The following is a 23,429-nucleotide window of genomic DNA, read 5'->3' as shown; positions in this document are numbered from 1 at the left end:
ACCCTGAAACCTGGCGCGACAAAACAGTGGGCGCTGAGAGCGACCACTTCGATTTGGTGGTGATCGGGGCTGGATCAGGTGGGCTGGCCGCCGCCAAACGCGCCGCCAGCCATGGGGCCCGGGTCGCTGTGGTGGAAGGGGATCGGGTGGGCGGCACCTGTGTGATCCGGGGCTGTGTGCCCAAGAAACTGCTGGTCTATGGATCGGCTTATCGGCACCTGCTGGCCGATGCAGCCAGCTACGGATGGAGCGTGGGGGAGTCTCGTTGCGATCCAGGACGACTGCTGGCGGCGGTCCGCGCTGAGGTGGACCGGCTCAATGGGTTGCACATCGGCTTCCTCGAGCGCGCCGGGGTGGAACTGGTCACTGGATGGGGGCGCTTTCTGGATGCCCATCACGTGGAGGTCAGCCGTCGTGACGGCAGCCGACGGGTGCTGCACGGTGCACGCGTACTGATCGCTGCGGGAGGGCGACCGCACCGCCCTGCGATCCCTGGGGCTGAGCTGGGCTGGGTCAGCGATGACATGTTTCTGCTGGAAGACCTGCCCCAGAGGGTGCTGATCGTGGGCGGAGGCTTCATCGCCTGTGAATTCGCCTGCATCCTGCACGGTCTCGGTGTGGTGGTGGACCAGTTCGTGCGCGGGGATCACCTGCTGCGCGGCTTTGACATGGAACTCAGCGACGTGGTGCGCGAGGGCATGGAAGCCGCCGGCATCAACCTCCACTTCGCCCAGACCCTCACGGCCATTTCCGGGCAACCCGGTGATTTGATCGCCACCACCAGCGACGGGCTCCAGGAACCCTGCGGTGGCGTGCTGCTGGCCACCGGCCGCAAGCCCTTCCTGGCCGGTCTGGAGCTGGCAGCCGCCGGGGTGCACATCGCTGCTGAGCGCATCCCCGTGGACGGGGACCAGCGCACCAATGTGCCCCACATCTTTGCCGTGGGGGACATCACCGACCGCATCAACCTCACGCCTGTGGCGGTGGATGAGGGCCGTGCGTTCGCCGACAGCCTCTACGGCGGCCGCCCCCGCCAGGTGGACCATGACCTGGTGGCCAGTGCCGTGTTCAGCCAGCCGGAGCTGGCCACGGTGGGGCTGAGCGAAGAGCAGGCCCTCGCCCGCTACGGCCCCGACGGAGTGCGCCTCTACAGGGCTCGCTTTCGCTCCATGGCCCAGGCGCTGCCCCAGAGTGGGCCCCGTTGCCTGCTCAAGCTGGTAGTGGAGGTGGCTTCAGGCCGGGTGCTGGGCTGCCACATGGTGGGTGAGCACGCAGCCGAGATCATTCAGATGGCTGCGATTGCCATCGGCATGGGGGCGACCAAGGCCGACTTCGATCGCACCATGGCGCTGCATCCCACCGTGTCTGAAGAATTTGTAACGATGCCCGAGTGAGGGAATCCTCGAGAGTCACTGGGGCCACGACGGTGTCAGCGGATGGAGACATCGACAGAATTGACTACTTTCGTGGAGAACTCAAGACCACGGTGACGCACCGGTCCAATGTCGGCCCTCGTTCTGCTCATCGACCATGAAAGGGTCGGCCGTGATCGCCTGGCCACCCAGCTTCACGATGCGGGCTTTCATGTGCTTGTGGCCGATGATGGCCATCGAGGCCAGGCCATGGCCCTGCAGGCCAATCCCCAGTTGATCGTGGTGGAGCTGCTGCTGCCGGGAATCGATGGGCTGACGATTCTGCAGCGGCTGCGGCGCGATCGGCGCACCAGCCGAACGCCCATGCTGGTGCTCACCGCCCTCAGCAGCCTCGATGACAAGCTGAGAGGCTTCAACTCCGGTGCCGACGATTACCTGACCAAGCCCTACGCCCCGGAGGAGCTTCTGGCCAGGGTCAAGGCACTGCTCCGCGGACGTGCCACCACACCCCAGCTGGTGCGGGCCCCCGAAGTGCTCAGCTACGGGCCGCTCACCCTGGTGCCTGAGCGCTATGAGGCTATCTGGCATGGCAGCCCCATCCGGCTGACACGCACCGAATTCGAACTCCTCCACTGCCTGCTGCAGCGTCATGGCCAGGTGGTGCCCTGGGCGGTGATCCTGAAGGAGATCTGGGGCTATGGGCCCGAGAAGGACGTGGAATGCATCCGGACCCACATCCGCCACCTGCGCGGAAAGCTGGAGGTTGACCGCCACAGACCGGCCCACATCAAAGCGATCTACGGGATCGGCTACTGCCTGGATCTTCCCCTTGATCCTGCTCAGCCGGCCGATGGCGCTCAGACTGGCCTCGCTCTGGTGGGAGAAATCTTCGATCCGGCTGCCGGGATCAGCGCCGCCCCCCCTCTGCGCCTGGAGCAGAAGGGGCGGCGGCGCAGGGCCTGAGACGCCGATGTCACATTGATCACACCAGTCGGTGGTGTTTGTACGCGACCACCTGGTCAGCCGCGCTTGGATGGATCGAGGACTTCTCCACTCCGACCCTTACTGCCGTGAACGACGTCTGTCCCTCGATCGATCCCTGCCTGGAGCGGGTGACCTGCCCGGTGATGGCCATGGCCAAGTCGAAGAGCAAAGGCTGCAAAGCCAAGAAATGCTCCAACTGGAAGGGTGGCCGCTGCCGCTGCGGTCGCGACTGAGGGCCTCTGCCGGGTCCGGGATTCGGGTTCGGTTCAGGCCGCAGCCGCTGCCGGCGCGTTCAGGGATTGATCCAGGATCATCAAGGCACCGAAATCGGTGCCGCAGTAGCGCACCTGAGCGAGCAGGTGCGCTACTTCGTTTTCCGCGTCCACCTGGCTCTTGATCATCGGATCCAGAAAGATGGAAGTTCGGTAATCGCCGCAACGTTCGGCCAGGCTGTACAACTGCTGCAACGAAGTGGTGACTTCGGCTTCCATCTCGAAGACCGACACGAGCACGTCCTCGACGTTCGTCCATGTCTGCCGGGGCTGGGGCAGGGCCGCGAGCTCAACAGGCTGAGAGCGGGCCACCAGATAATCAACGAACAGCCCGGCATGGACCCTCTCACCATCAGATTCAGCCCGGGCGTAGCCGGCGAATCCGTTCAATTCCCGCTGGGTGAACCACACACCAAGCGACCAGTATGTGTAACTGGCCATCAATTCCATCTGGAGATGATTGCACAGGCCCTGGTGCAATTCAGCCTCCATATCCTGCGCGACTGGCCGACGTGGCAGAAGGGGAGCCGCAGTCAGACTGCTGGCGCTGACAGGGTTGCTGATCACCATGGGGCCCATTTCACGACAACCACCCTACAAAGGGAGCCGGCACCCCTGCCTGACTTCCATCTCCGCCACCGCAGGCCCCCCCGGCTGGTCCTGAACCGGACCCCTTAGGCTCTTCTCCAACCTCTGCTTGAAGTCGAACAACCGCATGATTCCGGATCGCTTCGAACCAGGCGCCATGCCGGCCGATCTGGCCACCCTCACACGCCTGTGCTGGTGTCTCGGGGTTCGCAGTCGTCAGGCCATCAAGGATCTCAGCAGCTGCTCCAATCCTCAGCTCCGGGCCCGGCTGGAGCACCACCTGTTGCATCTGCGTCTGCAGGCCAACGCCATGGCACGGCATGCCGAGCTGATGGTCGAGTCGCTGGATTCACTCCACTGGGAAGTGGCGTTGTTGCATGAGGTGATGCGGCGCAACCGCCGTCTTTTCACCTTGGCTTCTCTGGTCTGATCGATCGGGAGAGCGTGCGGCCATGGGTGGGAGGACGCCCACAGCCCGTTGGCGAGGGGCTGCTTCGGGCCCTAAACAGGAGCGGTGAGATCAGATGACATGCGTCCTTCGAGCCAGTCGCGGCAGCACCACCAGATCCTGATTGTCGGAGGAGGCGCGGCGGGAATCACGGTGGCAAGCCAGTTGCTTCTTGCCCAGAGCGGCCTGGATGTGGCGATCCTGGAGCCCAGCACCGATCACTACTACCAACCCGGTTGGACCCTGGTGGGGGGAGGGGTGATGACGCGGGAGCAGACCCGACGTGAAGAAGCTGAGCTGATTCCGACCGGTTGCAGCTGGATTCAAGCGGCGGCGGCTCGCTTTGAGCCTGAAGCCAACCAGGTGATCACCACTGACGGTGACACCATCTCCTACGACGCCCTGGTGGTGGCCACCGGCCTGCAGTTGTGCTGGGAACGCATCAAGGGTCTCAAGGATGCACTCGGTCGCCAGGGGGTCACCAGCAACTACTCCCGTGAGCACCTCCCCTACACCTGGGAGACCATCCGCAGCTTCCAGGGCGGCACCGCGATCTTCACCTACCCGGACACACCGATCAAGTGCGCCGGAGCTCCCCAGAAGATCATGTACATGGCCGACGACATCTTCAAGGCCACCAGCGGGGTGGGAGTGAACACCAAGGTGGTGTTCGCCACCGCAGGGCCCGGCCTCTTCGGTGTTCCTGTCTATGCCCGGGTGCTGAAGAAAGTGGTGGAGGAACGGGGCATCCAGGTGCTGCTTCGCCACAACCTCAAGGAGATCAGGGCCGATGAGCAGGTGGCGGTCTTCGAGGTCAGCGATCCGGAGGGGACAATCTCCCGCGAGGAGATCCCATTCTCGATGATCCATGCGGTGCCGCCGATGGCGGCACCGGACGTCATTGCCGATAGCCCACTGGCCACCAGTGCTCCCGGCGGCTGGGTGGAAGTCGACAAGTTCAGCACCCAGCACGTGCGCTACCCCAACGTCTTCTCCCTAGGGGATGTGTCGTCGCTGCCCACCTCCAAGACCGCCGGGGCGGTGCGGGGTGAGGCCCCCGTGCTGGTGGCCAATCTGCTGGCCCACCTCGCCGGCAAGCCCCTGCAGGCCCGCTACGACGGCTACAGCGTCTGCCCGCTGATCACCGGCTACGACAAGGTGGTGATGGCCGAGTTCGACTATGACCTGGAACCCGTGAGTTCCTTCCAGATCGACCCCACCCGCGAGCGCTGGAGCATGTGGCTGATGAAGACCAAGGGCCTGCCCTGGATCTACTGGAACCGGATGCTCAAGGGTCGACCCCATGAAAGCCGCTTCCTCAAGCCCCTCAAACCCCTGGTCCAGGCCCTCGGACTGGCCTACAAGGGCTGATCGGCCAGCTCGTCGAGCTGCTCCTGCATCTCCGCCACCACCCGCGCGTAGCAGGACTGCACGTAAGACCGGTCGCGGCTGGCGGCATGGCCGCTGCGCTCGAAGCGGATCGGCCGGCAGACACGGGTGTGGATCTTGGCGGGCAGGGGCAGGTTGGGCAGCGGGCCCACGGCCAGGCCCCAGGGCAGGCCGAGGTAGAGCGGAAACACCTCGGGGTCGATGCCGAACAGCCAGGGAAGGCCGCGCTGATGCAAGCGCTGCATCGGTTCGTAGCAGTCCTCGAGAACGATCAGGGTGTCGTGGCTGCCCCAGGAGATCAACGGCACGATCGGCACGTCGTGCCACAGGGCCAGCCGGATGAAGCCGGTGCGCCCCCTGAACTGGATGGTCTGGCGCAGCCGATGGGGACGGAAGGCATCCTGGCCCCCACCGGGAAACACCAACAGGCTGTCGCCCCGCTCCAGCACGGCCTTGGCCAGCCGGGGGTAGTAGGGAATCGCCCCGGTGCGGGCGGCCAGTTGCGCCGCCTGGGGGAACACCTGCCAGACCTTGGGGTGAGCGAGGCCGTACACGCGCCGCTCCAGACCGATGCGCCGGAACCAGTCGCGCATCAGCATCGGCAGATCAGGACTGGCCAGGCCACCGTTGTGGGAGCCCACCAGCAGCATCGGGCCTGCTGACGGAATCCGCTCCCAGCCACTGGTGCTCACCCGGAAATAGTGCTGGTAAAGCCAGTCCCATAGTGGGAGCAGGCGCTGGATCACCCGCGGATCCCGCTCGGCTCCGGGCGCGGCGAACGCCGGGGGGCCATCAGGCATGGGAATGGGGTCGGAGCGAGGCCCTGACCCTAGGGGCGACGGCCGAGGGCGCCAAGGTTTCTGCTGGCTGCGCCTGCCGCTCTGGCCAGACTGAGATCAACACCACCGTTGGCCATGACAGCTGCGATCGATCGTCCCCTGCGGCTGCGGGCCCTGTGGTTGGCCTGGCTGCTCTGCATGCTCTTCCACGTGGATCTGGGGTTGATGCCCCTGTTCCATGGACTCTCGCCGGAGATCGAAAGCCATCTGGCCCAGGAACGGCTGCCGCTGCTGTTCACCGGGATGATGCTCTATTTCCTGGTGCCCGTGGTCGCTGTGGTGCTGTTGGCTTACAGCGCCAGTGATCCCCGGCGCCCTGAGCCCTGGCGGGCCTGGCGAAGGCTTCACTTCTGGCTGAGCGTGGTGTACACGCTCACCAATCTTCCCCATCTGGTGGCCGACATCCTGGTGCCCGACTCGAGAGGGGATCAGGTGGCACTGATGCTGGTGCTGGTGGTGATCGGGCTGCTGATCAACCGTGAGGCATGGTGCTGGTGGCGCGACTACCGCCCGGCTGGAGCCAGGCCGGCTGCATCGAACACCCCTTCGAACAGCACCGAGCTGAGGTAGCGCTCTCCGGAATCAGGCAGCACCACCACGATCGTCTTGCCTGCGAAGCTCTCCTCGGCAGCCAGGCGAAGGGCGGCCGCCGTGGCGGCACCGCAGGAGATGCCTGCCAGGATGCCCTCCTCGCGCATCAGCCGCCTGGCCATGGCCACGGCTTCCTGGTCGCTGACCGCCTCGACCCGATCCACCATCTGAAGATCAAGGTTCTCAGGGACGAAGCCGGCGCCGATCCCCTGGATCTTGTGGGGGCCGGGCTGGGGTGGCTCGCCGGCCTTGGCCTGGGCAATCACAGGGCTGTTCACAGGTTCCACGGCCACCGAGAGCAGCGACTGTCCGCGGGTGGTCTTGAAGTAGCGGCTGACCCCGGTGATGGTGCCGCCTGTGCCGACCCCCGCCACGAGCACATCCACATGGCCATCGGTGTCGTTCCAGATTTCCGGTCCGGTGGTGTCGTGGTGAATCTGGGGGTTGGCGGGATTGGCGAACTGCTGGAGCAGCACATAGCGATCGGGATCGGAGGCGGCGATTTCGTGGGCACGGCCCACCGCGCCGGTCATCCCGAGCTTGCCCTCAGTGAGCTCGAGCCGGGCCCCATATGCGGTGAGCAGCTTGCGGCGCTCCAGGCTCATCGATTCGGGCATCGTCAGGGTGAGGGGGATGCCCCGGGATGCGGCCACGAAGGCCAGGGCGATGCCGGTGTTCCCGCTGGTGGGCTCGATCAGCTCCTTGCCGGGTCCGAGCCGCCCATCCTTCTCGGCCTGCCAGATCATGGCGGCACCGATCCTGCACTTGACCGAATAGGCGGGATTGCGCCCTTCAATTTTGGCCAGCACCGTCGCCCGGCTGTCACCGACCACCCGGTTCAGCTTCACCAGGGGGGTGCGGCCGATGCTCAGGCTGCTGTCAGCGAAAATCGATGCCATCGAGGACACGGGAACTTCGTGCACCCTCGCACCCTCGGGCCGTGAAGATCAATTGTCCTGCCAGGCCTCTCTCTGGTCCTGATGCCAGTGGTGCCACACCCGAATCGCCAGCAGGGCCACCAACACAGGAATCACAACGAAAAGGCTGAAGCTGCGCAGAGGGGAGGCCAGGTCGGGCGCGGTGAGGGGAAGGATCTGCTCCACCATGTAGAGGCCGTAGAGGCCCACCAGCAACACCCCTTCCCGTCGGGAAATCTCACCTCCGGTCCAGAAGATGGGCAGCAGAGCCACGGTGGTGGCCACCATGATCGGAAGATCCGAGCGAATCAAGGCAGGATCGACAGACAGCCCTCGCCCTCCGGAAACGAAGGCGCAGCTACCAAGAATCAGGAGCTGATTGAGCAGGTTGCTGCCCACCACATTGCCGATGGCGAGATCGGTCTTGCCCCTGATGGCCGCCATGATCGAGGTCACCAGCTCGGGCATCGATGTGCCGGCCGCCACGACCGTGAGGCCGATCAGGGTCTGACTCACCCCCAGGCCCAGGGCGATTGCGGAGGCGCCCTTCACCAGGATCTGGGATCCCCACACCAGCAGGCCCAGCCCGCCGGCCAGTCGGATCAGGGCTGGGCCATAGCCGCCGTGCGCGGCAGCCGGATCGATTCCGTCGTGGTCTTCGGCCTGCTCTTCCCGGGCCGTGCGCGTTTCCCAGATGGTGTTGATCACCAGGGCGAACAGCAGGGCCAGGCCGGCCTGCCAGGTGACCCGCCCAGCCGAGGCCATGCCCCAGACCGCCATGGACACCGCCAGCAGCAGAGGTACATCCCGGCGAATCAGGCGGCTGTGCACCCGCATCGGCAGGATCACGGCGCTGATGCCGAGCACCACCAGCACGTTGAAGATGTTGCTGCCCACCACATTGCCCAGCGCCAGATCGTCGATGCCCTGGAAGGAGGAGATCAGACTGACGAACAACTCAGGGGCGCTGGTGCCCAGGGCCACCACGGTGAGACCGATGACCAGCTGAGGAACCCCCAGCAACAGGGCGAGAGCCACTGAGCCCTGAACGAACAGTTCGCCGCCGCCGAAGAGCATCAGGATGCCCACCACGACCTCGATCACACTCAGCAAGGTGGCTCCTCGTGGAACCTGATTCTGCCTTCTGACGACCAGGACGCAGCAGCTGATTGCCGATCGCCTGAACAGGTGGCTGGAAGCGAACGGCTCTGATGGATCGGCTGTGCTCTGGGGCACAAAGGCTGTGGATTGTCACAAGCTGAGCCGATCGAGTGGACCACAAGGAGCTCGGTCCCCCCCGGACCTTATGGTTCGCCCCATTCATGTGAAGGGAACGAGTGGCAATCGCCCGCCCACTGACCTGGCTGAATCAGATCAGTTCGCAACACATCAAAGGGGATGTCTTCGGCGGTGTCACTGCGGCTGTTGTGGCTCTCCCGATGGCCCTGGCCTTCGGCGTGGCCTCAGGAGCCGGTGCGGTTGCAGGCCTTTGGGGGGCGGTGCTGGTGGGGCTGTTTGCCGCGCTCTTCGGCGGGACCCCCACCCTGATCTCGGAGCCCACGGGCCCGATGACGGTGGTGATGACGGCGGTGATCGCCAGCCTGACCTCGCAGGCCTCCAACCCCGAAACGGGTCTGGCGATGGCCTTCACCGTGGTGATGATGGCCGGGGCATTCCAGATCCTCTTCGGGATCCTGAAGCTGGGCCGCTATATCACGATGATGCCCTACACGGTGATCTCGGGCTTCATGTCCGGCATCGGCTTCATCCTGATCATTCTTCAGATCGGTCCCTTCCTGGGTCAGGCCATCCCCAAGGGCGGAGTGATGGGAACCCTCTCAGCCCTGCCCCAGCTCCTTGCCGGGGCGAGGCCGGCGGAGGTGATCCTGGCGGTCGTCACCCTGGCAATCATCTGGTTCACGCCGGCCCAGGTGAAGCGCTTCGCCCCACCCCAGCTGGTAGCCCTGGTGGTGGGAACCCTGCTCTCCCTCACTGTGCTCAATGCCGGCAGTGGCCCTGAGGCGGAAGCGATTCGGCGCATCGGTGAGATTCCGAGCGGCTTCCCCCGGCTTGTGGTCCCCCAGTTCGAGCCTGGTCTGTTCCAGCTGATGGTGGTGGATGCCCTGGTGCTGGGTCTGCTGGGCTGCATCGATGCCCTGCTCACCTCCGTGGTGGCCGACAGCATCACCCGCACCGAGCACAACTCCAACAAGGAACTGATCGGCCAGGGACTGGGAAACATCGTCTCTGGTCTGTTCGGCGGCATTGCCGGTGCGGGAGCCACCATGGGCACCGTGGTGAACATCCAGACGGGTGCACGATCGGCGCTCTCCGGCATCACCCGAGCCCTGGTGCTGATGCTGGTGATCCTGGGGGCCTCCGGCCTGGCTGCTTCCATCCCGATGGCCGTGCTGGCTGGCATTGCCCTCAAGGTCGGCATCGACATCATCGATTGGAGCTTCCTGCGCCGCGCCCACCATGTGTCGATCAAGGGGGCGATGATCATGTATGGCGTGATCCTGCTCACTGTCCTTGTGGATCTGATCGTGGCCGTAGGTGTCGGCATCTTCGTGGCCAACATCCTCACGATCGAGAAGATGAGCACCCTGGAGACGAAGTCGGTGAAGGCAATCAGCACCGCCGACGATGACCTCAATTTGCCAGAGAATGAAAAGGCTCTTCTCGATCAGGGAGGCGGCAAGGTTCTCCTCTTTCAGTTGATCGGTCCGATGATCTTTGGCCTGGCCAAAACAATCTCCCGTGAGCACAATGCCATCAAGGAGTGTCAGTCAATCGTGTTTGATCTCAGCGAAGTGTCTCACATGGGCGTGACCGCATCCCTGGCTCTCGAGAATGCCGTGAAGGAGGCGATCGAGAAGCAGCGCAATGTCTACCTGGTGGGGGCTGAAGGGAGCACCCTCAAGCGCCTCAGGAGCCTCAAGGTGTTTGGTCTTCTGCCCTCCGACCACGTGGAAATGAGCCGGGCTGAAGCCCTGGCAGATGCGTTGGAAACCACGGCTGGAGTGGTCTGATCAGGTGAGTGTCAGCTCAGGGGTGCGGAAGCAGGAGGTCCCCCTGGCCCACCGGGACAGCTTGGCCGGTCGACTTGAACCGGTTCAGGCCTTTGGTGACGGTCACTCGGGTGAGACCGGTGAGTTCAGCGATCACCTGATGGGTCAGATTCATCTCCTCCATGGAAAGACTGTGGCCCATGCTGTTGACCCGTCCAAACTGGGCAGCCATCCAACGCAGCATGTGGATCAATCGGTCATCGGCCCTGCGAATCCGACTGTTGCGCATGATCTCCATCGAGCGACTGATCTGTCGACGGAGCGCATCAAGAATGTCGCCGTCCGAGGGCCGGTGACTTTCGAGGCACACATGGGAGAGCGTGCAGGTCTCGTTACGGCATTCAAATGTTGTCTGAGTTCCGAGGATTAGATCACCGGGGCCCCAGAGCATCAAGGTGATCAACTCAGCTTCCTGATTCCAGGTCACCTGCCTGACATAGCCATCGTTGATCAGCCAAATCATCCCTGTCGGCAATACCGAGTTGGGCTTGAGATTCAGGACAGGAATTCATCCAGACGGATCGTCGAAGTGGCTGATTGGAAGCGAACAGACTGATCGTTGCTCCACTTCAAGTGGGCCAAACATAGAAGCACCCCAATCGATTTGGACCCCTCGTTCAGACAGGATCCACAATTCATGGAATCAGCCGCGTTAATCAGTCGGCCTGCAGATGCAAAAAACCACCGAGGCCTCCTGGCTCCGGTGGTGGATTGATGGGGGGCGGGGGCTGTTGGAACCCGGAGGCTGTGGGGAGAGATCCGGGAATCAGCGGCGGTTGGAGCGTGAGACGCGAACCGGGACCAGCACGGGTTGCATCATGCCACCGCCGCCACTGTCGTCGTCCGAGTCGGTGGTGAGCCAGAAGGCGAGACCGAACAGCGCAAGAACGCTGGAGACAAGCAGCAGTTCGGCCATCGATCAGGGCTCGGGGTGGTCACAACCTAGCCAGAATCCATGGCCCTGCTGTGACCGATGCTGCGATCGGACCCTCCCGGGCCATGGGTGCGGGTTCCGGGAGGGTCTCAGGCGAAGCCCTGGCCAGCGTCCTTGGCCACACAGGCCTGAAGCTGGCGGCGCAGGCGCTTGTGATCCAGATCCTTGCCGATCAGCACCAGCTGGTTCTTGCGCTCACCCGTCCAGTCACCGTCGTCGATCGAAAAACGCTTCCCAGCCAGATGGAAGACGTGGCGCCGCTCGCTTTCGTTGAACCAGAGGATCCCTTTGGCCCTGAAGACTTCCGTCGGCAGCTGATTATCGAGAAAATTCTGGAATTTGCGCAGGGCGAAGGGCCCATCGCTGGAGAAGGAGAGCGAGGTGAAGCCCTCGATCGCGAGGTGATCGGCTGGATTCTCAGCTGATCCCGCATCATGCTCGTGGCTATGGGCGTGATGGCTATGGGCGTGATGGCCGTGGTCGTGGCTGCAGTGGCCATGGTCGTGGTCACAGTCGCCATGGTCGAGCTGGTCCGCACCCTGGGGCTCGGCGGCGGCTGTGGCGTCTCCGTCCACCACCCGGTCGGATTCGAACAGGCCCACGCTCAGCAGCAGCGGCAGGGCCACGTCTCCTTTGACCGAGCGCAGGATGCGGGCATCCGGTTTGAGGTTGCGCAGGAGGCTTTCCAGCTGCTGCAACTTCGGCTCGGGCACCAGATCGCACTTGTTGAGCATCAGGATGTCGCCGTAGATCACCTGGGCGCGGCCCACTTCGCTCTCGAAGCTGCTCTCTTCGAAGTTCTCGGCATCGATCAGGGTGATGATCGAATCCAGGCGGGTGGTGTCGCGCAGCTCACTGCCCAGAAAGGTCATCGCCACCGGCAGGGGATCGGCCAGCCCGGTGGTTTCCACCACCAGATAATCCACAGGCTCCGGGCGCTCCAGGATCCGCTCCACCGCTTCCAGCAGCTCGCCGTTGATCGAGCAGCAGATGCAGCCATTGCTGAGCTCCACCATGTCTTCACCGGTGGCGATGATCAGGTCGTTGTCGATGCCAATTTCACCGAACTCATTGACCAGCACAGCGGTCTTCAGTCCGCTCTGGTTGCTGAGGATGTGGTTGAGCAGGGTGGTTTTGCCGGCACCGAGGAAGCCCGTGAGGATCGTTACCGGCAGGGAGGTGGCCGCCGGATCAATTCCGGCGACCAGGGGGGCTGCTGAGGGTTGACTCAAGCTGGCAGGAGTGGCGGTGGTGGTCATGGAGAAGGAATGGTGCCGCAGGGGAGCGCAGCGGCTTAGAAGGTGTGGCAGCAGTCTGACGCCTGGCTCAGAACTGGAAGCTGGTCTTCACCAGGCCTCCCAGCTGGCTGAAGCTCTCCCCTGATGGGGTGCCCTGGCCGAGGGGCCGGCTCAGATAGAACAGGGCCGGAGTGACCGAAATCGAGTCGCTGACCTGGAATCTGTACCACCACTCCCAGACGAAATTCTGATCCTGAGGCGTTGCTCCACCCTGCAGGGCCGTTGCAAACACAGGCTGGCCGACCGCCAGGCCCAAAGCGTTCCCCTTGGCGAACACATCGCTCCACTGGAGGCCCACCATCCACGACTGGCTTGTGGTGAGAGCACCGTCGTCCTGGGTGTCGTCGTAGGAGGTGGTGTTGAGGCCCCAGCCGGCGCTGATCGAGGGGATCCAGCCAGAGGCGGCGGGCTGCCAGTAGCCACTCAGGCCGAAGGCGTTGGTGCGGCTGCCGGGCTCTGCACCAGCGGTGCTGGCGAAGGGCGTGGAGCCAGGCACCTCCACGCCGCTCTGCAGATAGGAATAGGTGGCCGCCAGAGCCCACTGCTCCTTGCCGTAGCCGATCTGAACGGTGCCGGTGCCCGCGGAAGCGCTGGTGCCGATCCCCCCCAGGTTCGGGTTGCCCAGATTGCCGTTGGCGGCCACGTAGCTTCCGCTGACGCTCCAGCCATTGCTCTGCCACCAGAGGCCGGCTCCGGGTCCGAGATTCTTGTTGTAGGCCGCCGGCGCCCCGTTGAGGGTGAGCACGTTCAAGATGGTGTCGGTTGGATACACGCTGGGCCAGAGGGCAAGCATGTCCTCCTGCCCCACCCAGCCGCCGAGTGTCGCGGTGAACCCACTGCCGAGCGGGAACTGGTAGTAGAGCTTGTCGATCCCGAAGGAATCGGCGCCGGAGGCTTCCTGAAAGGCGATCTCCAGGCCGGAGAGGTTTCCGGTGGGCCCGGCCCCACCAAAGGCTGAGTCTCCGAAGTTGCCCGCCCGCAGAATCGTGCGCAGCAGGTCCTTGCCCGTGAAGCTGGTGTCGAGAGTCAGCTGGAGGTCATAGCTGAACGTGGTGGCACCTACCTCGGCTCGGGCGGCGTTCACGGCATCGCTGGCGCTGCCATTAAAGGCATTGGCCCCCACCACGAAGGTGGCCAGGCCGCTGAGTTTGGTGGTGGTGGAGAACTGGTTCGCTTCCAGTTCGCCAACCTTGGCCTCGAGGTTGTCGACCCGGCCGCGCAGGATGGCGAGCTCCTTCTCGAACTCCTTGAGCAGACGGCGCAGTTCGTCGGTCACTTCGGTGATCCGATCGAGACAGGCGTTGAGCAGAGCAGCGGCTTCCCAGCGGCTCAGCGGCTTCCTGCCGCGGAAGGTGCCATCGGGGTAGCCAGCGACGCAGCCATAGCGCTCGATCAGGTTCGAGAGCGCCTGGTAGGCCCACTCGGTGGGCTGCACGTCGGAGAACTGGGTGATGCTGGTGACCTGGTCCTGGCTGTTGTCGAAGGAGCTGTTGGCGTACCGATTGATGCCGTCGAGGTTCAACTCAGCCGCTATTGCCTCAGGGCAGGGGTGGGGGGCAACAGGGGACAGCAGTGCAAGGGCGACTGGAGCGACCAGGCGCAGCAGCAGGTGAGTCATCGGTGGCGAAGGGCTCAACAGTGACCTGGAAGATGCAGCCCGAGGCGTCGAGGCAACGCGTCGGGCTCCCAGGAGTCGGCATCAGAATGATAACGGTTATCGCTTGACTCTTCATCCTTCTGCGCCGGTTGTTGCTCTGGCGTGGTCGCTCTGGTGATGGGCGGGGCGGGCCCAGCACCCGTCCTTTGGCTCGGGATCAGCGACCCAGAACTTGGTCCACTCATTCGAGAGCGTACTGACCTGCAAAGTGAAGACGCCACTCCCATTGAGCGTTACCACCCGTGGTCAGGCAGGGCATCAGATTGCGCTTCATTTGAGCGATCTGGGCTTCGCTCTGCTCCTAAAAGAGTAAAAGATTCAGCCTGACATGTTGTTGATGGCTGCCAAAGGCCAGGTCGGCGGTCTTTCAGGCACGGCAGGGTAGATGACAGGCCCACCGCTGCGCAGCACAGCCAGCAATGGTCACGAGGATGAGGCCTGTTGGAGATTGCGGTCGGGTCCCATCTGAGAGGCTGTCGCGCCAGCCATGGGGTTCGCATGGCCAGCTGGAAGGGTCACTGCTCCGCCAGTGATTCCAACCCCCAGAGCGAAGACAATGACAGGCTGTGCTAGGACCATTGGAGCCGCGAACAGTCCACGAAAACATTAGTAAGGAATCTGACTTTGTATTGCCCTGCGTCGAGTAAGAACGACGTTCTGTGAGATAAGATACGTCGCTGGGTGATCATGACTCCTTGATCATGACTCCTTGATCATCAGTTGATCTGCGACCAGGCTTGTACCAGGGCCTCACCCCCCTGGCGGTCGCAACGGCCGCCCCAGCCATCGACGATCGTGCAGGTGTTGCGCACCAGGGTGGCCATCAGGCTGAGGGGACCTTCGGGACCCATGGCCAGGCCATCGGCGGCCAGGGGCACCGCAGCGATCGGCACACCGCTGAGTTCGCTGATGCGCTGGAGCGTTCTCGCGGGAGGGCTCTGCTCGGCGAAGAGGCGGGGGGTGGAGCCGGCACGGAGAGTTTCGACGACCTGGCGGAAGGCGTCGGGCCGCAGTGCCTCACTGGTGCTGGTGGCATCCACCAGGGGCAGTTCATCGAGGCCGTAGGCCAGAGCCAGGCTGGCGAAGGCGCGGTGGCTGCTGGCCAGGGGAGGCCAGGGCCTGGGGATGGAGTTGAACTGGACCCGATTCCAGGCGTCAAGGCGCTTGAGCAGCGCGCCCATGGCCTTGGAGCGCCGCTGGATGCCCTCAGCTGCCGGCGGATCCAGCTGACTGAGTTGGTCCGCGATCACCGCCGCCATGGCCTCCGCCTGGCGGGGATTGTGCCAGAGATGGGGGTCCTGGCCGCCGTGATCGTGGCCGCTGTCGCTGCTGTGGTTGTGATCACTGGCGTGGTCTTGGTCGCCTTTTGGCGTGAGTCTGGGGGGCTGGGGCACCGCCTGCTCGGACACGGCCACCGCCCCCGGCAGACCCGCCAAGGCCGGGGTGAGGCCGTAGCCGCTGATCAGCAGCAGCCCGGCGCTGGTGATCTGGGCTTTCTGCTCGGGGCGGAGCCGAAAGTCGTGGGGATCATCGCTGGGCTGCAGCAGGCAGCTCACACTCAGCTTGCCGGCGGCCAGCCGCTGGCTGAGATCGCAGAGCACACCATCAGCCGCCACCACCTGAGGCGGATCCGGGCTTCGGCTGCAGGCCAGCAGGGCAACCCCCAGGCCGGCGCAGACCAGCGGCAGCGCCGGTGGGAGCGGCTTCCCCCAGGGGGACGGCCAGGGGCCCGGGCCGGGGGCCATGGGTCGCGGACTGCGGCGCACTGAGTGCAGGCAATGCCTAAGAATGATAACAGTTCTCATCTCAGACCGCTCTCAGGCCCTCGCTCTCACCGGGCTTGCGGCAGCCGGTCGCCTCGGTCGTCGGTAGGTTGCGACAACGTTTCCCCTCTGCCAGCGCCAATGGCCCTCGAGGCCCGTCATCTCAGCGTGCGCCGCGGTGACGGGCTGGCCCTGGAGGACATCAGCTTTCGCCTGGACCCTGGCACCCTCACCGCCCTGGTGGGACCCAATGGCGCCGGCAAGAGCACCCTGCTGCAGGCGATCGAAGGCCAGATCCCCCTGCTCTCCGGTGAACTCCTGCTCGATGGTGCAGCGCTCACCCCCCGCCGGGCCCGGCGCCAGCTGGCCCTGATGCCCCAGCGGGGGGAAATTGCCTGGCACTTTCCGATCAGCGTGCGTGAGCTGGTGGGCCTCGGCCGGCTGATGGCGGCCCGCCCCGGCTGCTGCGCCGTTGAGGCGGCTCTGCAGCGGGTGGGGATTGATGCCCTGGCCTCGCGCCGCCTTGATCAGCTCTCCGGCGGCCAGCAGCAACGGGCCCTGCTGGCCCGCCTGCTGGTGCAGCCCGCTTCGGTGCTGCTGCTAGATGAACCCTGCGCGGCGATTGATCCCCCCTCCCGCACCCAGTTGCTGCAGGTGATGGGCCAATTGCGTGATGCTGGCTTCACCCTGCTGGTGAGCAGCCACGACTGGGGCCACGACCTCGATGCCTACGACCGCGTGCTGGTGATTGACCGGCGGTTGCTGGCCGATGGTCCCCCGGCCTCCGTGCGCCACTCCCTTGGCGACCTGCGCCTGGGTAACCATTGCTGCGGCTGATGGCGCTGTGTTCAGGCGTCTGCGCTGGCGGAGTGGCGGCAGCGCGGACAGCGGCCGAAGTATTCCAGGGTGTGGAACAAAAGCTCAAAACCCTGGGCCGCCTCGGGCTGGGGCTGGATGCCATGCATCGGACAGTGGTCCAGCGGCAGCGTCAGGCCGCAGGACACGCAGGTGAGGTGATGGGTGTCTCGCTCCCGGGGGGCATAGAGGGCCTCACCACTGGGCAGGTGGCGGCAGCGGGCCAGACCCAGGCGCTGGAGCTGGCGCAGGTGCCGGTAGACCGTGGCCAGTCCGATCGGCTGGCCGTTGAGACGCAGGCGCTGGTGCAGCTCCTGACCGGAGAGTTCCTCGCTGCTCTCGCGCAGCATCGCCAGCACGCTCACCTGTTTGGCGTTGAGCTGCTGGCTGTCCGCCTCGGAATCCATCGGTGTCTGACCCGGCCCCTGGGCGGGATCCTATGCAGACCGCCCCAGTTCCTCCGCCCCGAAGCAGCCCGATGACCGCGACCTGGTGGATGCTGCCCCTGGCCCTGGCCCTGCTCAGCGGCCTGCTCTGTCCCCTGGCGGGCACCCTGTTGCTGGTGCAGGGTCGCCTTTTCCAGGCCAATCTGATCTCCCATGCCGTGCTGCCCGGACTGGCGGTGGCCCTGGCGCTGGGCCTCGACCCAGGTCTGGGCGGGGTGGTGAGCGGAGTGGCCGGCGCCCTGCTGGCGGAGCGTTTCAGCCGGCCCGCCAGCTCCGGAGGCCGTGGCGATGAGGCGGTGCTGAACACGGTGCTGGCCGGATTCCTGGGCCTTGGGGTGCTGCTGATTCCGCTGTTGCGCATCCGGGTGAACCTCGAAGCGGTGCTCTTCGGTGATCTGCTCGCTGCCGGAGCGCCGGATCTGCTGCGCACCGGCCTGTCGCTGCTGGCGGTGCTGGGGCTGCTCTGCTTCCGCTACCGCCAGCTGGTGTTCCTGGGGGTGGACCCCCTCGGGGCGGCCAGTTCCGGGCTGGCGGTGGGACGCCTGCGCCTGCTGCTCACCGTTGTGACTGCGCTCACGGTGGTCAGCGCCATGACGGCGGTGGGGGTGGTGCTGGTGATCGCCCTGATGGCGGCTCCTGCCCTGCTGGCCCTGGAGGGGGCGATCAGCCTGCGCCAGGCCCTGCTGCGGGCGGCCCTGATCGGGGCCCTGCTGGCCGGCTGCGGCTTTGTGCTGGCGATTCAGCCAGCCATCAACCTGCCGCCGGGGCCACTGATCGGGGTGCTGAGCCTCCTGCTGCTGCCGCTGGTGCTCCGGCGCAGGGGCTGAGTGGCAACGATCGGATTCAGGCAGCCTCCAGCCAGCTCACCCGTCGCACCGGCCCGTCGAGCACGCTCAGTTCGAGGCTGGTGGCATCGAGCAGGGCGGCCCTGGGCTCGGGGCGTGGTTGGCCCATGGCAGTGCCGGGGCTGACCAGGGGACGCAGGGCGAGCAGCAGCCGGTCGGCGGTTGGGTCATAGCTCAGTCCGGTGCCCGGCTCCAGTTCCCAGCCCTTCAGGGTCAGCCGTCGTTCGCCACCGGCGCCGCCCAGGGCCAGAACCGTCAGCTCCGGCCGCTCGATCCCGTCGAGCAGCAGCGCCCAGACCCGCTCGCCGCCCCTGGAACAGGCGCTGGCCAGCAGGGCCTCCTGACCCAGCCAGAGGGTTCTCGGGGCCTGGGCCGGCTCCACCAGCTCCAGGGAGCGGCGGAAGTCAGGCCAGTGTCGTGCGAGCAGGGCCCGGCCCGCCACGGGACAGAAGCTGCTGAGGTCACGGCTGCCGGGCAGCAACTGGCGGCGGGCCGGGCGCGGCGGCAGGGTCCTCAGGGCCAGACCATCGGCCTCGGGCACGATCATCGATCCCCCCTGGGGCACCAGCGCCACCGGCCCTCGGGCCTCGAGGTCCAGTCGCCGGCGCGAGCCCGACCGCCCCCAGAGGACCACCTCCTCCTGGGGGGGGTCCAACGCCTGACTCCATTCCTCCCCTGGATCATCCCTGCCCCGGGAAGCGGGTGCCGCCTGAACCAGCAGATCGCCATTGTCGTTGCTGCTCAGCCTGGCGTAGACGAAGCTCTGGGAACTGAACGGCTGCAGCTGACCCGGATGGGCCGACCCCAGGGCACTGGATCGCCTGGCCAGGTGGCTGCGGCGCAGGTCGAGCCGCCAGACCCGGTGCCGTCCCTGCTGATCCCGGCTGACCACTCCGAGGCCCGAGCCATCCCCGAGAGCCACCGCCTGGGGGATCGCGGGCCAAACCGGCGTGAGCGACTTCCAGTGGCCATCAGGTGTGCGCAGACGCACCTGCTCGCCTCCCGCCACGGGCACCACCGCCAGCAGGTCAGGGCGGGGATCCCAGAACCAGCGCTGAAGCGGAAGGGCCAGGCCCCGTTGGTCGACCCCCTTCAGCCGAAGCTCCAGAGGCTGATCGATGCGGGTCCCCACGTCCGGTAACAGCAGCAGTGGGTTCCCCTCCCCCTGGATCGTGAAGGGCAGTGCCGGTTGCAGTCGACTGCTGCCGGCCACACTGAGAGCCCGCATGGGCCGGCTGAATCGCAGGCTCAGGGCCGCGGGGCCTGAACTGGCACTGGCCTGGCGCAGCTCCAGCAGCCTCGGGGGACGATGCCAGAGCAGCTGCTGCTGCAGCAACGCCAGGGCGCCGGCCGCCAGCAGCAGCACCATCAGTCGCCGCTGCCGGCGCCACCAACCCAGGGGGGACTGCCTCATGGCTCCAGGGGTTGGCGAGGCCGGGGAATGGCCTTCACCAGATCGGCCCTGACCACGCTGCGCTGGCGACCAGCCACGGTCTCGCTCTCCATCACCCCCTCCACGCTCAGCCACTGGTCAGCCCGGGGAGTGGGCTGGTCATCGGGCCAGCGCACCGGCAGGCCGACAGGTACGGCATCCACCAGGCAGCAGCGCACAAGAAGGCGGGCCAGGTGGGGCTCCTCGCCGGGCATGGGCAGCACGAAGCCGCTGATCCGCACGGAATCCCCCGCGTGGAGGCTCGGGTCAGGATCACTGCGCAGCAGACGCACCCAGTCGGTGAGGCTGCGCTGGGCCGGGGGCAGCACGAAGCTCAGGCCGGGTTCCTCCAGCAGGTTGGCCTGCCGGTTGGCGGCCAGATCGGCAAAGGAGGGCCTGGGGGGCAGGGCCAGCACCGCCAGGGCTGCGCCGATGCTCAGCCATGCGGTCCAGCGCCCGCACGTCCTGTTGCCGTCCCCCCGGCGGCCCCTGATCTCCACGGCGGCCATCAGCAGGAGCAGGATCCCGCTGGCCCAGACGAGGGGATGAAACACGGCCCGCAGCAGCAGATCAAGGCGTCCGCTCAGGGCGCTCTGCAGGAGCGCGATGCCCCAAAGGGCCAGGGCCAGGGCCTTCAGCACCTTGGGCTCCAGGCGCTGCAGAAGCCCGGAACCGGCGTGCCGGCGCCTGGGGATCAAAGCAGGAGAAGGTTGACCCATTGGCTGATCAGTAACACCACCAGGGACGCTGCCCCGGCCGTGAGCAGAATGGCGCCGGGCCGCAGCAGAACGCCGAACAGACCCACCAGCTTGAGGTCCATCACGGGGCCGAGCAACAGAAAAGCCAGCACCGCCCCCGGGGTGACCTGCGCCGCAAACCCCAGGGCCAGGAAGGCATCCACGCTGGAGCAGACCGACACCACAAGGCTGAGCAGCATCAGGCTCAGGATCGAGAGGGTGGGGGCGCCTCCCACCGCGATCAGCCACTGGCGCGGTACCAGGGTCTGCACCAGGGCGGCGATGGCGCAGCCCATCACCAGCAGCAGACCCAGCTCCAGAAACTCGGCTCCCCCATGGGACAGCACCTGGCCCAGGGGTGGGCGCCGAGTGGTTTCGAGCGTGGTCGTCCCGGCTGCGGTCGCGGGGCTTCCGATCAGGCCGCCCCGTCGCTCCAGCAGGTTCACCTCATCAAGGGGCTGGCTCAATCGCCGCTCCTCCAGGAGAGCCGGCTGCAGCAGCTCGGTGTCGGGGAGCAGTCTCAGCAGTGTGGCCAGGGACACCGCGATCAGCACGGCCCCCAGGGGACGTGCCGCCAGCAGCCAGGGCTGATCGGGAAAGGCCGCCCAGGTGCTGGCCAGCACGATCGGGTTGAGAACCGGCGCTGCGAACAGAAAGCCCAGAGCGGTGGCCACCGGCGCCCCTTTCACCAGGAGATGCCGGGCCATGGGGACGTTGCCACATTCACAGGCCGGAAGGGCAAAGCCGAGGGCGGCTCCACTGAGGGGGCCCATCAGCGGGTGGGCCGGCAGGGACCTCACCCACCGCCCCCCCGGGCTGATCCAGCGGGCCAGGCTGGAGAGGACCACACCGATCAGCAGAAAGGGCATCGCCTCCACCAGCAGGGCCTGGAACAGGGCCCAGGTCGTGGCCAGACGCTCCACGTTCATCACGGCAGGGCCTGGGCGAACCACTCAGGGGTGGCCTCGAAGCAGGCGGCGTTGCGGACGTCTTCGCGGGCCTCCACCTTCCAGCAGCAGCTGCGGCCGTCGTCGCGGGCGAGCAGGAGTTCATTGGCCCATGTCCAGACCAGCTCGGCGCTGCTCTCCATCCCGACATTCGCCATCACCCGCAGGTCGAGGGCACCCTGGGCATGCAGGGCCTGCCACTGCTCCAGAAGGGGATCATCGGCGTTCACCAGGAACGTGTGATCGAACTGCCCGGCCAGCTGCGCCTCCAGCTCGCGCAGCCCGGAGAAGTCGACCACGAAACCGTTGGCATCGAGCTGGCGGGCGCGGAACCAGCAGGTGAAGCTGCGGCTGTAGCCGTGCACGAACCGGCAGTGTCCCTGGTGCCGCCACTGGCGATGACAACAGGGGTAACCGCTGAATTGTTTCGAGCAGGTGTACGAGACCATCGCAGAGATGGGAGAGGATCGCAACAGCCGGACTCCCCTCCCTTGGAGGCATCATTTCAGCCCCCCAGCCCGATCGGTGGCGACCCGGCCTCCTGGCTGGATCAACTGCGCTTCGATGCCGCCGGATTGATTCCCGCCATCGCCCAGGACTGGCTGGATGGCGCCGTGCTGATGCTGGCCTGGATGAACCGCGAGTCGATCGCCCACACGCTGGCCACGGGTGAGGTGCACTACTGGAGCCGTTCCCGGGCCGAGCTGTGGCACAAGGGAGCCACCAGCGGCCATCTGCAGCGGCTGCGGGGCCTGCGCTACGACTGCGACAGCGATGTGCTGCTGCTGACGGTGGAGCAGGTGGGCGATGTGGCCTGCCACACCGGCTCCCGCAGTTGCTTCTTCACAGTGGGTGCCTCTTTGGAGAGGGGGAATCCAGAGCCTGCGGATCCTCCCGCCGATGCCTGCAGTGAGCTGGCGCGGCAGATCCAGGATCGCCGCGATCATCCGGTGGAGGGGAGCTACACCAACCGCCTGCTGGCGGGGGGCGACAACCGCATCCTCAAGAAGATCGGCGAGGAGAGCGCCGAGTTCGTGATGGCCTGCAAGGACGACGAGGCCGACGGCATCGCCGGAGAAGCGGCCGATCTGATCTTTCATCTGCAGGTGGCCCTGGCCCATCACGGGGTCGAGTGGCGTCGGGTGCTGGAGGTGCTGTCCGCCCGCCGCGGCGCCCCACGCCGCAGTCAGGGCCGCGAATAGGGTCGGATCACTTGCGGCAGCCACCCTTGCTTCCTCCAGCTCAGGACCCTTCCGCCAACTGCGGTGGGCGCCCGCCGCTTCTGGCCACCGGCGTCGCTCCCCTGGGGATCATCTCGATCGGGATCGTCCCGATGGGTGTGGTGGCCATCGGTGTGGTGCCGATGGGGGTGATCAGCCTCGGGGCCGTCTCCATGGGTCTTGTGTCGGCCGCAGTGGTGAACATGGGGGTTCTCACCGCCGGGGTCACCACCATGGGGGTGTGGTGGGCCGGCCTCGAGGGCCATGGACTGGTGCGACTGAACCCACCGGCCTCGCCACCGGTGTCCCTGCCGGTGGATCCGGCCGGTGCCCCATCCCACCACCATCACCAGCCTTAGGAGCTTGCTGAAAAACCAGGTCGTGTCTGCGAAAATGAACCAACTGCCCACCTGAGATGCGAGGTCACCGGGAGCGCAGCGGATCCCTGTTCTCCTACGTGTCGATCGAGGAGCGGATCCCGGCCAGTCATCCGCTCCGGCGGATTCGCAAGCTGGCAGACCAGGCCCTCGATCGACTCAATCCCACCTTCTGTGAGCTCTACGCCGCAGAGGGGCGACCATCGGTACCGCCAGAGCAACTGCTGCTGGCAGTAGTTGGAACGGTTAGGCAGGCGCAAACGCCAGAACGGTCCGGGGGTCTCAAGCAGGAGCCAGTTCATTAAGGAAGCTCTGGGCAACGTCGTCCGTGGATGCATCAACAGCGGCACGATGTCCAAAATGAGCACATCTGTGGGCATCAAGGCTTAAAATAATTAATTACTGTTGAATACACCATGAATCTGCACTGTTTTCTGCCCTGATCG

General features: G+C 65.7%; 25 protein-coding genes and 1 pseudogene. 12 read left to right on the top strand and 14 right to left on the bottom strand.

Annotated features, from left to right (window positions below; all coding sequences use genetic code 11):
* Positions 1-26 precede the first annotated feature (26 nt).
* From gorA to KQ297_RS00965, 3 genes are all read left to right on the top strand, one after another.
* Positions 27-1,394, top strand: a complete 1,368-nt coding sequence (gorA, locus tag KQ297_RS00975; RefSeq protein WP_259737827.1) for a glutathione-disulfide reductase — start codon at positions 27-29, stop codon at positions 1,392-1,394.
* A 108-nt stretch (positions 1,395-1,502) separates the two neighbouring features.
* A complete protein-coding gene (locus tag KQ297_RS00970) occupies positions 1,503-2,336 on the top strand; it encodes a response regulator transcription factor (protein WP_259737777.1) in 834 nt (277 codons plus the stop codon).
* 38 nt (positions 2,337-2,374) lie between these two features.
* Positions 2,375-2,590 (top strand): hypothetical protein, encoded by a 216-nt coding sequence (locus tag KQ297_RS00965; RefSeq protein WP_259737776.1) that lies wholly within the window; start codon positions 2,375-2,377, stop codon positions 2,588-2,590.
* Between the two features lie 33 nt (positions 2,591-2,623).
* Here KQ297_RS00965 and KQ297_RS00960 read toward each other — a convergent pair whose 3' ends face one another.
* On the bottom strand, positions 2,624-3,199 hold the full coding sequence (locus KQ297_RS00960) for a ferritin (protein WP_259737775.1): 576 nt from the start codon (positions 3,197-3,199) through the stop codon (positions 2,624-2,626).
* A gap of 175 nt (positions 3,200-3,374) precedes the next feature.
* Here KQ297_RS00960 and KQ297_RS00955 point away from each other — a divergent pair, with 175 nt between their 5' ends.
* Together KQ297_RS00955 and KQ297_RS00950 are read left to right on the top strand one after the other, a co-directional pair.
* On the top strand, positions 3,375-3,647 hold the full coding sequence (locus tag KQ297_RS00955) for a hypothetical protein (protein ID WP_259737774.1): 273 nt from the start codon (positions 3,375-3,377) through the stop codon (positions 3,645-3,647).
* Between the two features lie 99 nt (positions 3,648-3,746).
* Positions 3,747-5,036, top strand: a complete 1,290-nt coding sequence (locus tag KQ297_RS00950; protein ID WP_259737773.1) for an FAD/NAD(P)-binding oxidoreductase — start codon at positions 3,747-3,749, stop codon at positions 5,034-5,036.
* Here the strand turns inward: KQ297_RS00950 and KQ297_RS00945 are convergent.
* Positions 5,024-5,854, bottom strand: a complete 831-nt coding sequence (locus KQ297_RS00945) for a lysophospholipid acyltransferase family protein (RefSeq protein WP_259737772.1) — start codon at positions 5,852-5,854, stop codon at positions 5,024-5,026. The genes KQ297_RS00950 and KQ297_RS00945 overlap by 13 nt on opposite strands.
* A gap of 114 nt (positions 5,855-5,968) precedes the next feature.
* Here KQ297_RS00945 and KQ297_RS00940 point away from each other — a divergent pair, with 114 nt between their 5' ends.
* Positions 5,969-6,463, top strand: a complete 495-nt coding sequence (locus KQ297_RS00940; RefSeq protein WP_259737771.1) for a hypothetical protein — start codon at positions 5,969-5,971, stop codon at positions 6,461-6,463.
* Here the strand turns inward: KQ297_RS00940 and cysK are convergent.
* Positions 6,397-7,383, bottom strand: coding sequence for a cysteine synthase A (gene cysK / locus KQ297_RS00935; RefSeq protein ID WP_259737770.1), 987 nt, complete (start codon positions 7,381-7,383; stop codon positions 6,397-6,399). The two genes, KQ297_RS00940 and cysK, sit on opposite strands and share 67 nt — an antisense overlap.
* Before the next feature lie 48 nt (positions 7,384-7,431).
* Complete coding sequence (locus KQ297_RS00930; protein WP_259737769.1) at positions 7,432-8,514, bottom strand: calcium/sodium antiporter; 1,083 nt, start codon at positions 8,512-8,514, stop codon at positions 7,432-7,434.
* A 224-nt stretch (positions 8,515-8,738) separates the two neighbouring features.
* Here KQ297_RS00930 and KQ297_RS00925 point away from each other — a divergent pair, with 224 nt between their 5' ends.
* A complete protein-coding gene (locus KQ297_RS00925) occupies positions 8,739-10,433 on the top strand; it encodes a SulP family inorganic anion transporter (protein WP_399250943.1) in 1,695 nt (564 codons plus the stop codon).
* Positions 10,434-10,449: 16 nt separating this feature from the next.
* On the opposite strand, the gene KQ297_RS00920 is transcribed toward KQ297_RS00925, so the two are convergent.
* From KQ297_RS00920 to KQ297_RS00900, 5 genes are all read right to left on the bottom strand, one after another.
* The gene (locus KQ297_RS00920) at positions 10,450-10,899 is read right to left on the bottom strand and encodes a helix-turn-helix domain-containing protein (protein ID WP_259737768.1); all 450 of its coding nucleotides are present in this window, start codon (positions 10,897-10,899) and stop codon (positions 10,450-10,452) included.
* A gap of 339 nt (positions 10,900-11,238) precedes the next feature.
* On the bottom strand, positions 11,239-11,388 hold the full coding sequence (locus KQ297_RS00915) for a hypothetical protein (RefSeq protein WP_185465299.1): 150 nt from the start codon (positions 11,386-11,388) through the stop codon (positions 11,239-11,241).
* Positions 11,389-11,495: 107 nt separating this feature from the next.
* Positions 11,496-12,665, bottom strand: coding sequence for a GTP-binding protein (locus tag KQ297_RS00910; RefSeq protein ID WP_259737767.1), 1,170 nt, complete (start codon positions 12,663-12,665; stop codon positions 11,496-11,498).
* A 67-nt stretch (positions 12,666-12,732) separates the two neighbouring features.
* The gene (locus KQ297_RS00905; protein ID WP_259737766.1) at positions 12,733-14,322 is read right to left on the bottom strand and encodes an iron uptake porin; all 1,590 of its coding nucleotides are present in this window, start codon (positions 14,320-14,322) and stop codon (positions 12,733-12,735) included.
* A 755-nt stretch (positions 14,323-15,077) separates the two neighbouring features.
* A complete protein-coding gene (locus KQ297_RS00900; protein ID WP_259737765.1) occupies positions 15,078-16,106 on the bottom strand; it encodes a metal ABC transporter substrate-binding protein in 1,029 nt (342 codons plus the stop codon).
* 159 nt (positions 16,107-16,265) lie between these two features.
* On the opposite strand from KQ297_RS00900, the gene KQ297_RS00895 reads away from it, so the two are divergent.
* On the top strand, positions 16,266-16,961 hold the full coding sequence (locus tag KQ297_RS00895; protein ID WP_259737764.1) for a metal ABC transporter ATP-binding protein: 696 nt from the start codon (positions 16,266-16,268) through the stop codon (positions 16,959-16,961).
* An 11-nt stretch (positions 16,962-16,972) separates the two neighbouring features.
* Here the strand turns inward: KQ297_RS00895 and KQ297_RS00890 are convergent, their stop codons facing one another.
* The gene (locus KQ297_RS00890) at positions 16,973-17,386 is read right to left on the bottom strand and encodes a transcriptional repressor (RefSeq protein WP_259737763.1); all 414 of its coding nucleotides are present in this window, start codon (positions 17,384-17,386) and stop codon (positions 16,973-16,975) included.
* Between the two features lie 71 nt (positions 17,387-17,457).
* Between KQ297_RS00890 and KQ297_RS00885 the strand changes: the two genes are divergently transcribed.
* The gene (locus KQ297_RS00885; protein ID WP_185465294.1) at positions 17,458-18,252 is read left to right on the top strand and encodes a metal ABC transporter permease; all 795 of its coding nucleotides are present in this window, start codon (positions 17,458-17,460) and stop codon (positions 18,250-18,252) included.
* 16 nt (positions 18,253-18,268) lie between these two features.
* Here the strand turns inward: KQ297_RS00885 and KQ297_RS00880 are convergent, their stop codons facing one another.
* Genes KQ297_RS00880 through KQ297_RS00865 form a run of 4 tightly spaced genes read right to left on the bottom strand, consistent with a single transcriptional unit; the run spans position 18,269 to position 21,835 of the window.
* Positions 18,269-19,684, bottom strand: coding sequence for a hypothetical protein (locus KQ297_RS00880; RefSeq protein ID WP_259737762.1), 1,416 nt, complete (start codon positions 19,682-19,684; stop codon positions 18,269-18,271).
* Positions 19,681-20,421 (bottom strand): TIGR03943 family putative permease subunit, encoded by a 741-nt coding sequence (locus KQ297_RS00875; protein WP_259737761.1) that lies wholly within the window; start codon positions 20,419-20,421, stop codon positions 19,681-19,683. Before KQ297_RS00875 ends, KQ297_RS00880 begins: the two co-directional genes overlap by 4 nt.
* Positions 20,397-21,368 carry a permease gene (locus KQ297_RS00870; RefSeq protein WP_259737760.1) on the bottom strand — a complete coding sequence of 324 codons (972 nt, stop codon included), beginning with the start codon at positions 21,366-21,368 and terminating at the stop codon, positions 20,397-20,399. The genes KQ297_RS00875 and KQ297_RS00870 overlap by 25 nt, the downstream gene beginning before the upstream one ends.
* Complete coding sequence (locus tag KQ297_RS00865) at positions 21,368-21,835, bottom strand: 6-carboxytetrahydropterin synthase (protein ID WP_259737759.1); 468 nt, start codon at positions 21,833-21,835, stop codon at positions 21,368-21,370. The genes KQ297_RS00870 and KQ297_RS00865 overlap by 1 nt, the downstream gene beginning before the upstream one ends.
* A 42-nt stretch (positions 21,836-21,877) precedes the next feature.
* Here KQ297_RS00865 and hisIE point away from each other — a divergent pair, with 42 nt between their 5' ends.
* The 3 genes and pseudogenes from hisIE to KQ297_RS00850 all read left to right on the top strand — a co-directional run.
* Positions 21,878-22,588 (top strand): bifunctional phosphoribosyl-AMP cyclohydrolase/phosphoribosyl-ATP diphosphatase HisIE, encoded by a 711-nt coding sequence (hisIE, locus tag KQ297_RS00860; RefSeq protein WP_399250936.1) that lies wholly within the window; start codon positions 21,878-21,880, stop codon positions 22,586-22,588.
* Positions 22,589-22,614: 26 nt separating this feature from the next.
* Positions 22,615-22,965, top strand: coding sequence for a hypothetical protein (locus tag KQ297_RS00855; RefSeq protein ID WP_221629796.1), 351 nt, complete (start codon positions 22,615-22,617; stop codon positions 22,963-22,965).
* Between the two features lie 56 nt (positions 22,966-23,021).
* A pseudogene (locus KQ297_RS00850) lies at positions 23,022-23,216 on the top strand (IS5/IS1182 family transposase); the annotation flags it as partial.
* Positions 23,217-23,429 lie beyond the last annotated feature (213 nt).

Origin of the sequence: Synechococcus sp. CS-205 (genome assembly GCF_025128255.1) — a bacterium.
Taxonomy (GTDB): domain Bacteria; phylum Cyanobacteriota; class Cyanobacteriia; order PCC-6307; family Cyanobiaceae; genus Regnicoccus_A.
Note: the sequence above shows the minus strand (reverse complement) of the source record. Positions and strands in the feature narration are given on the sequence as shown.

Bases quoted from the DNA above. Each gene is read 5' to 3' on its own strand.
- KQ297_RS00970 (WP_259737777.1), top strand. From the start codon at position 1,503: ATGTCGGCCCTCGTTCTGCTCATCGACCATGAAAGGGTCGGCCGTGAT.
- KQ297_RS00960 (WP_259737775.1), bottom strand. From the start codon at position 3,199: ATGGTGATCAGCAACCCTGTCAGCGCCAGCAGTCTGACTGCGGCTCCC.
- KQ297_RS00955 (WP_259737774.1), top strand. From the start codon at position 3,375: ATGCCGGCCGATCTGGCCACCCTCACACGCCTGTGCTGGTGTCTCGGG.
- KQ297_RS00950 (WP_259737773.1), top strand. From the start codon at position 3,747: ATGCGTCCTTCGAGCCAGTCGCGGCAGCACCACCAGATCCTGATTGTC.
- KQ297_RS00945 (WP_259737772.1), bottom strand. From the start codon at position 5,854: ATGCCTGATGGCCCCCCGGCGTTCGCCGCGCCCGGAGCCGAGCGGGAT.
- KQ297_RS00940 (WP_259737771.1), top strand. From the start codon at position 5,969: ATGACAGCTGCGATCGATCGTCCCCTGCGGCTGCGGGCCCTGTGGTTG.
- cysK (WP_259737770.1), bottom strand. From the start codon at position 7,383: ATGGCATCGATTTTCGCTGACAGCAGCCTGAGCATCGGCCGCACCCCC.
- KQ297_RS00915 (WP_185465299.1), bottom strand. From the start codon at position 11,388: ATGGCCGAACTGCTGCTTGTCTCCAGCGTTCTTGCGCTGTTCGGTCTC.
- KQ297_RS00910 (WP_259737767.1), bottom strand. From the start codon at position 12,665: ATGACCACCACCGCCACTCCTGCCAGCTTGAGTCAACCCTCAGCAGCC.
- KQ297_RS00905 (WP_259737766.1), bottom strand. From the start codon at position 14,322: ATGACTCACCTGCTGCTGCGCCTGGTCGCTCCAGTCGCCCTTGCACTG.
- KQ297_RS00900 (WP_259737765.1), bottom strand. From the start codon at position 16,106: ATGGCCCCCGGCCCGGGCCCCTGGCCGTCCCCCTGGGGGAAGCCGCTC.
- KQ297_RS00895 (WP_259737764.1), top strand. From the start codon at position 16,266: ATGGCCCTCGAGGCCCGTCATCTCAGCGTGCGCCGCGGTGACGGGCTG.
- KQ297_RS00890 (WP_259737763.1), bottom strand. From the start codon at position 17,386: ATGGATTCCGAGGCGGACAGCCAGCAGCTCAACGCCAAACAGGTGAGC.
- KQ297_RS00885 (WP_185465294.1), top strand. From the start codon at position 17,458: ATGACCGCGACCTGGTGGATGCTGCCCCTGGCCCTGGCCCTGCTCAGC.
- KQ297_RS00880 (WP_259737762.1), bottom strand. From the start codon at position 19,684: ATGAGGCAGTCCCCCCTGGGTTGGTGGCGCCGGCAGCGGCGACTGATG.
- KQ297_RS00875 (WP_259737761.1), bottom strand. From the start codon at position 20,421: ATGGGTCAACCTTCTCCTGCTTTGATCCCCAGGCGCCGGCACGCCGGT.
- KQ297_RS00870 (WP_259737760.1), bottom strand. From the start codon at position 21,368: ATGAACGTGGAGCGTCTGGCCACGACCTGGGCCCTGTTCCAGGCCCTG.
- KQ297_RS00865 (WP_259737759.1), bottom strand. From the start codon at position 21,835: ATGGTCTCGTACACCTGCTCGAAACAATTCAGCGGTTACCCCTGTTGT.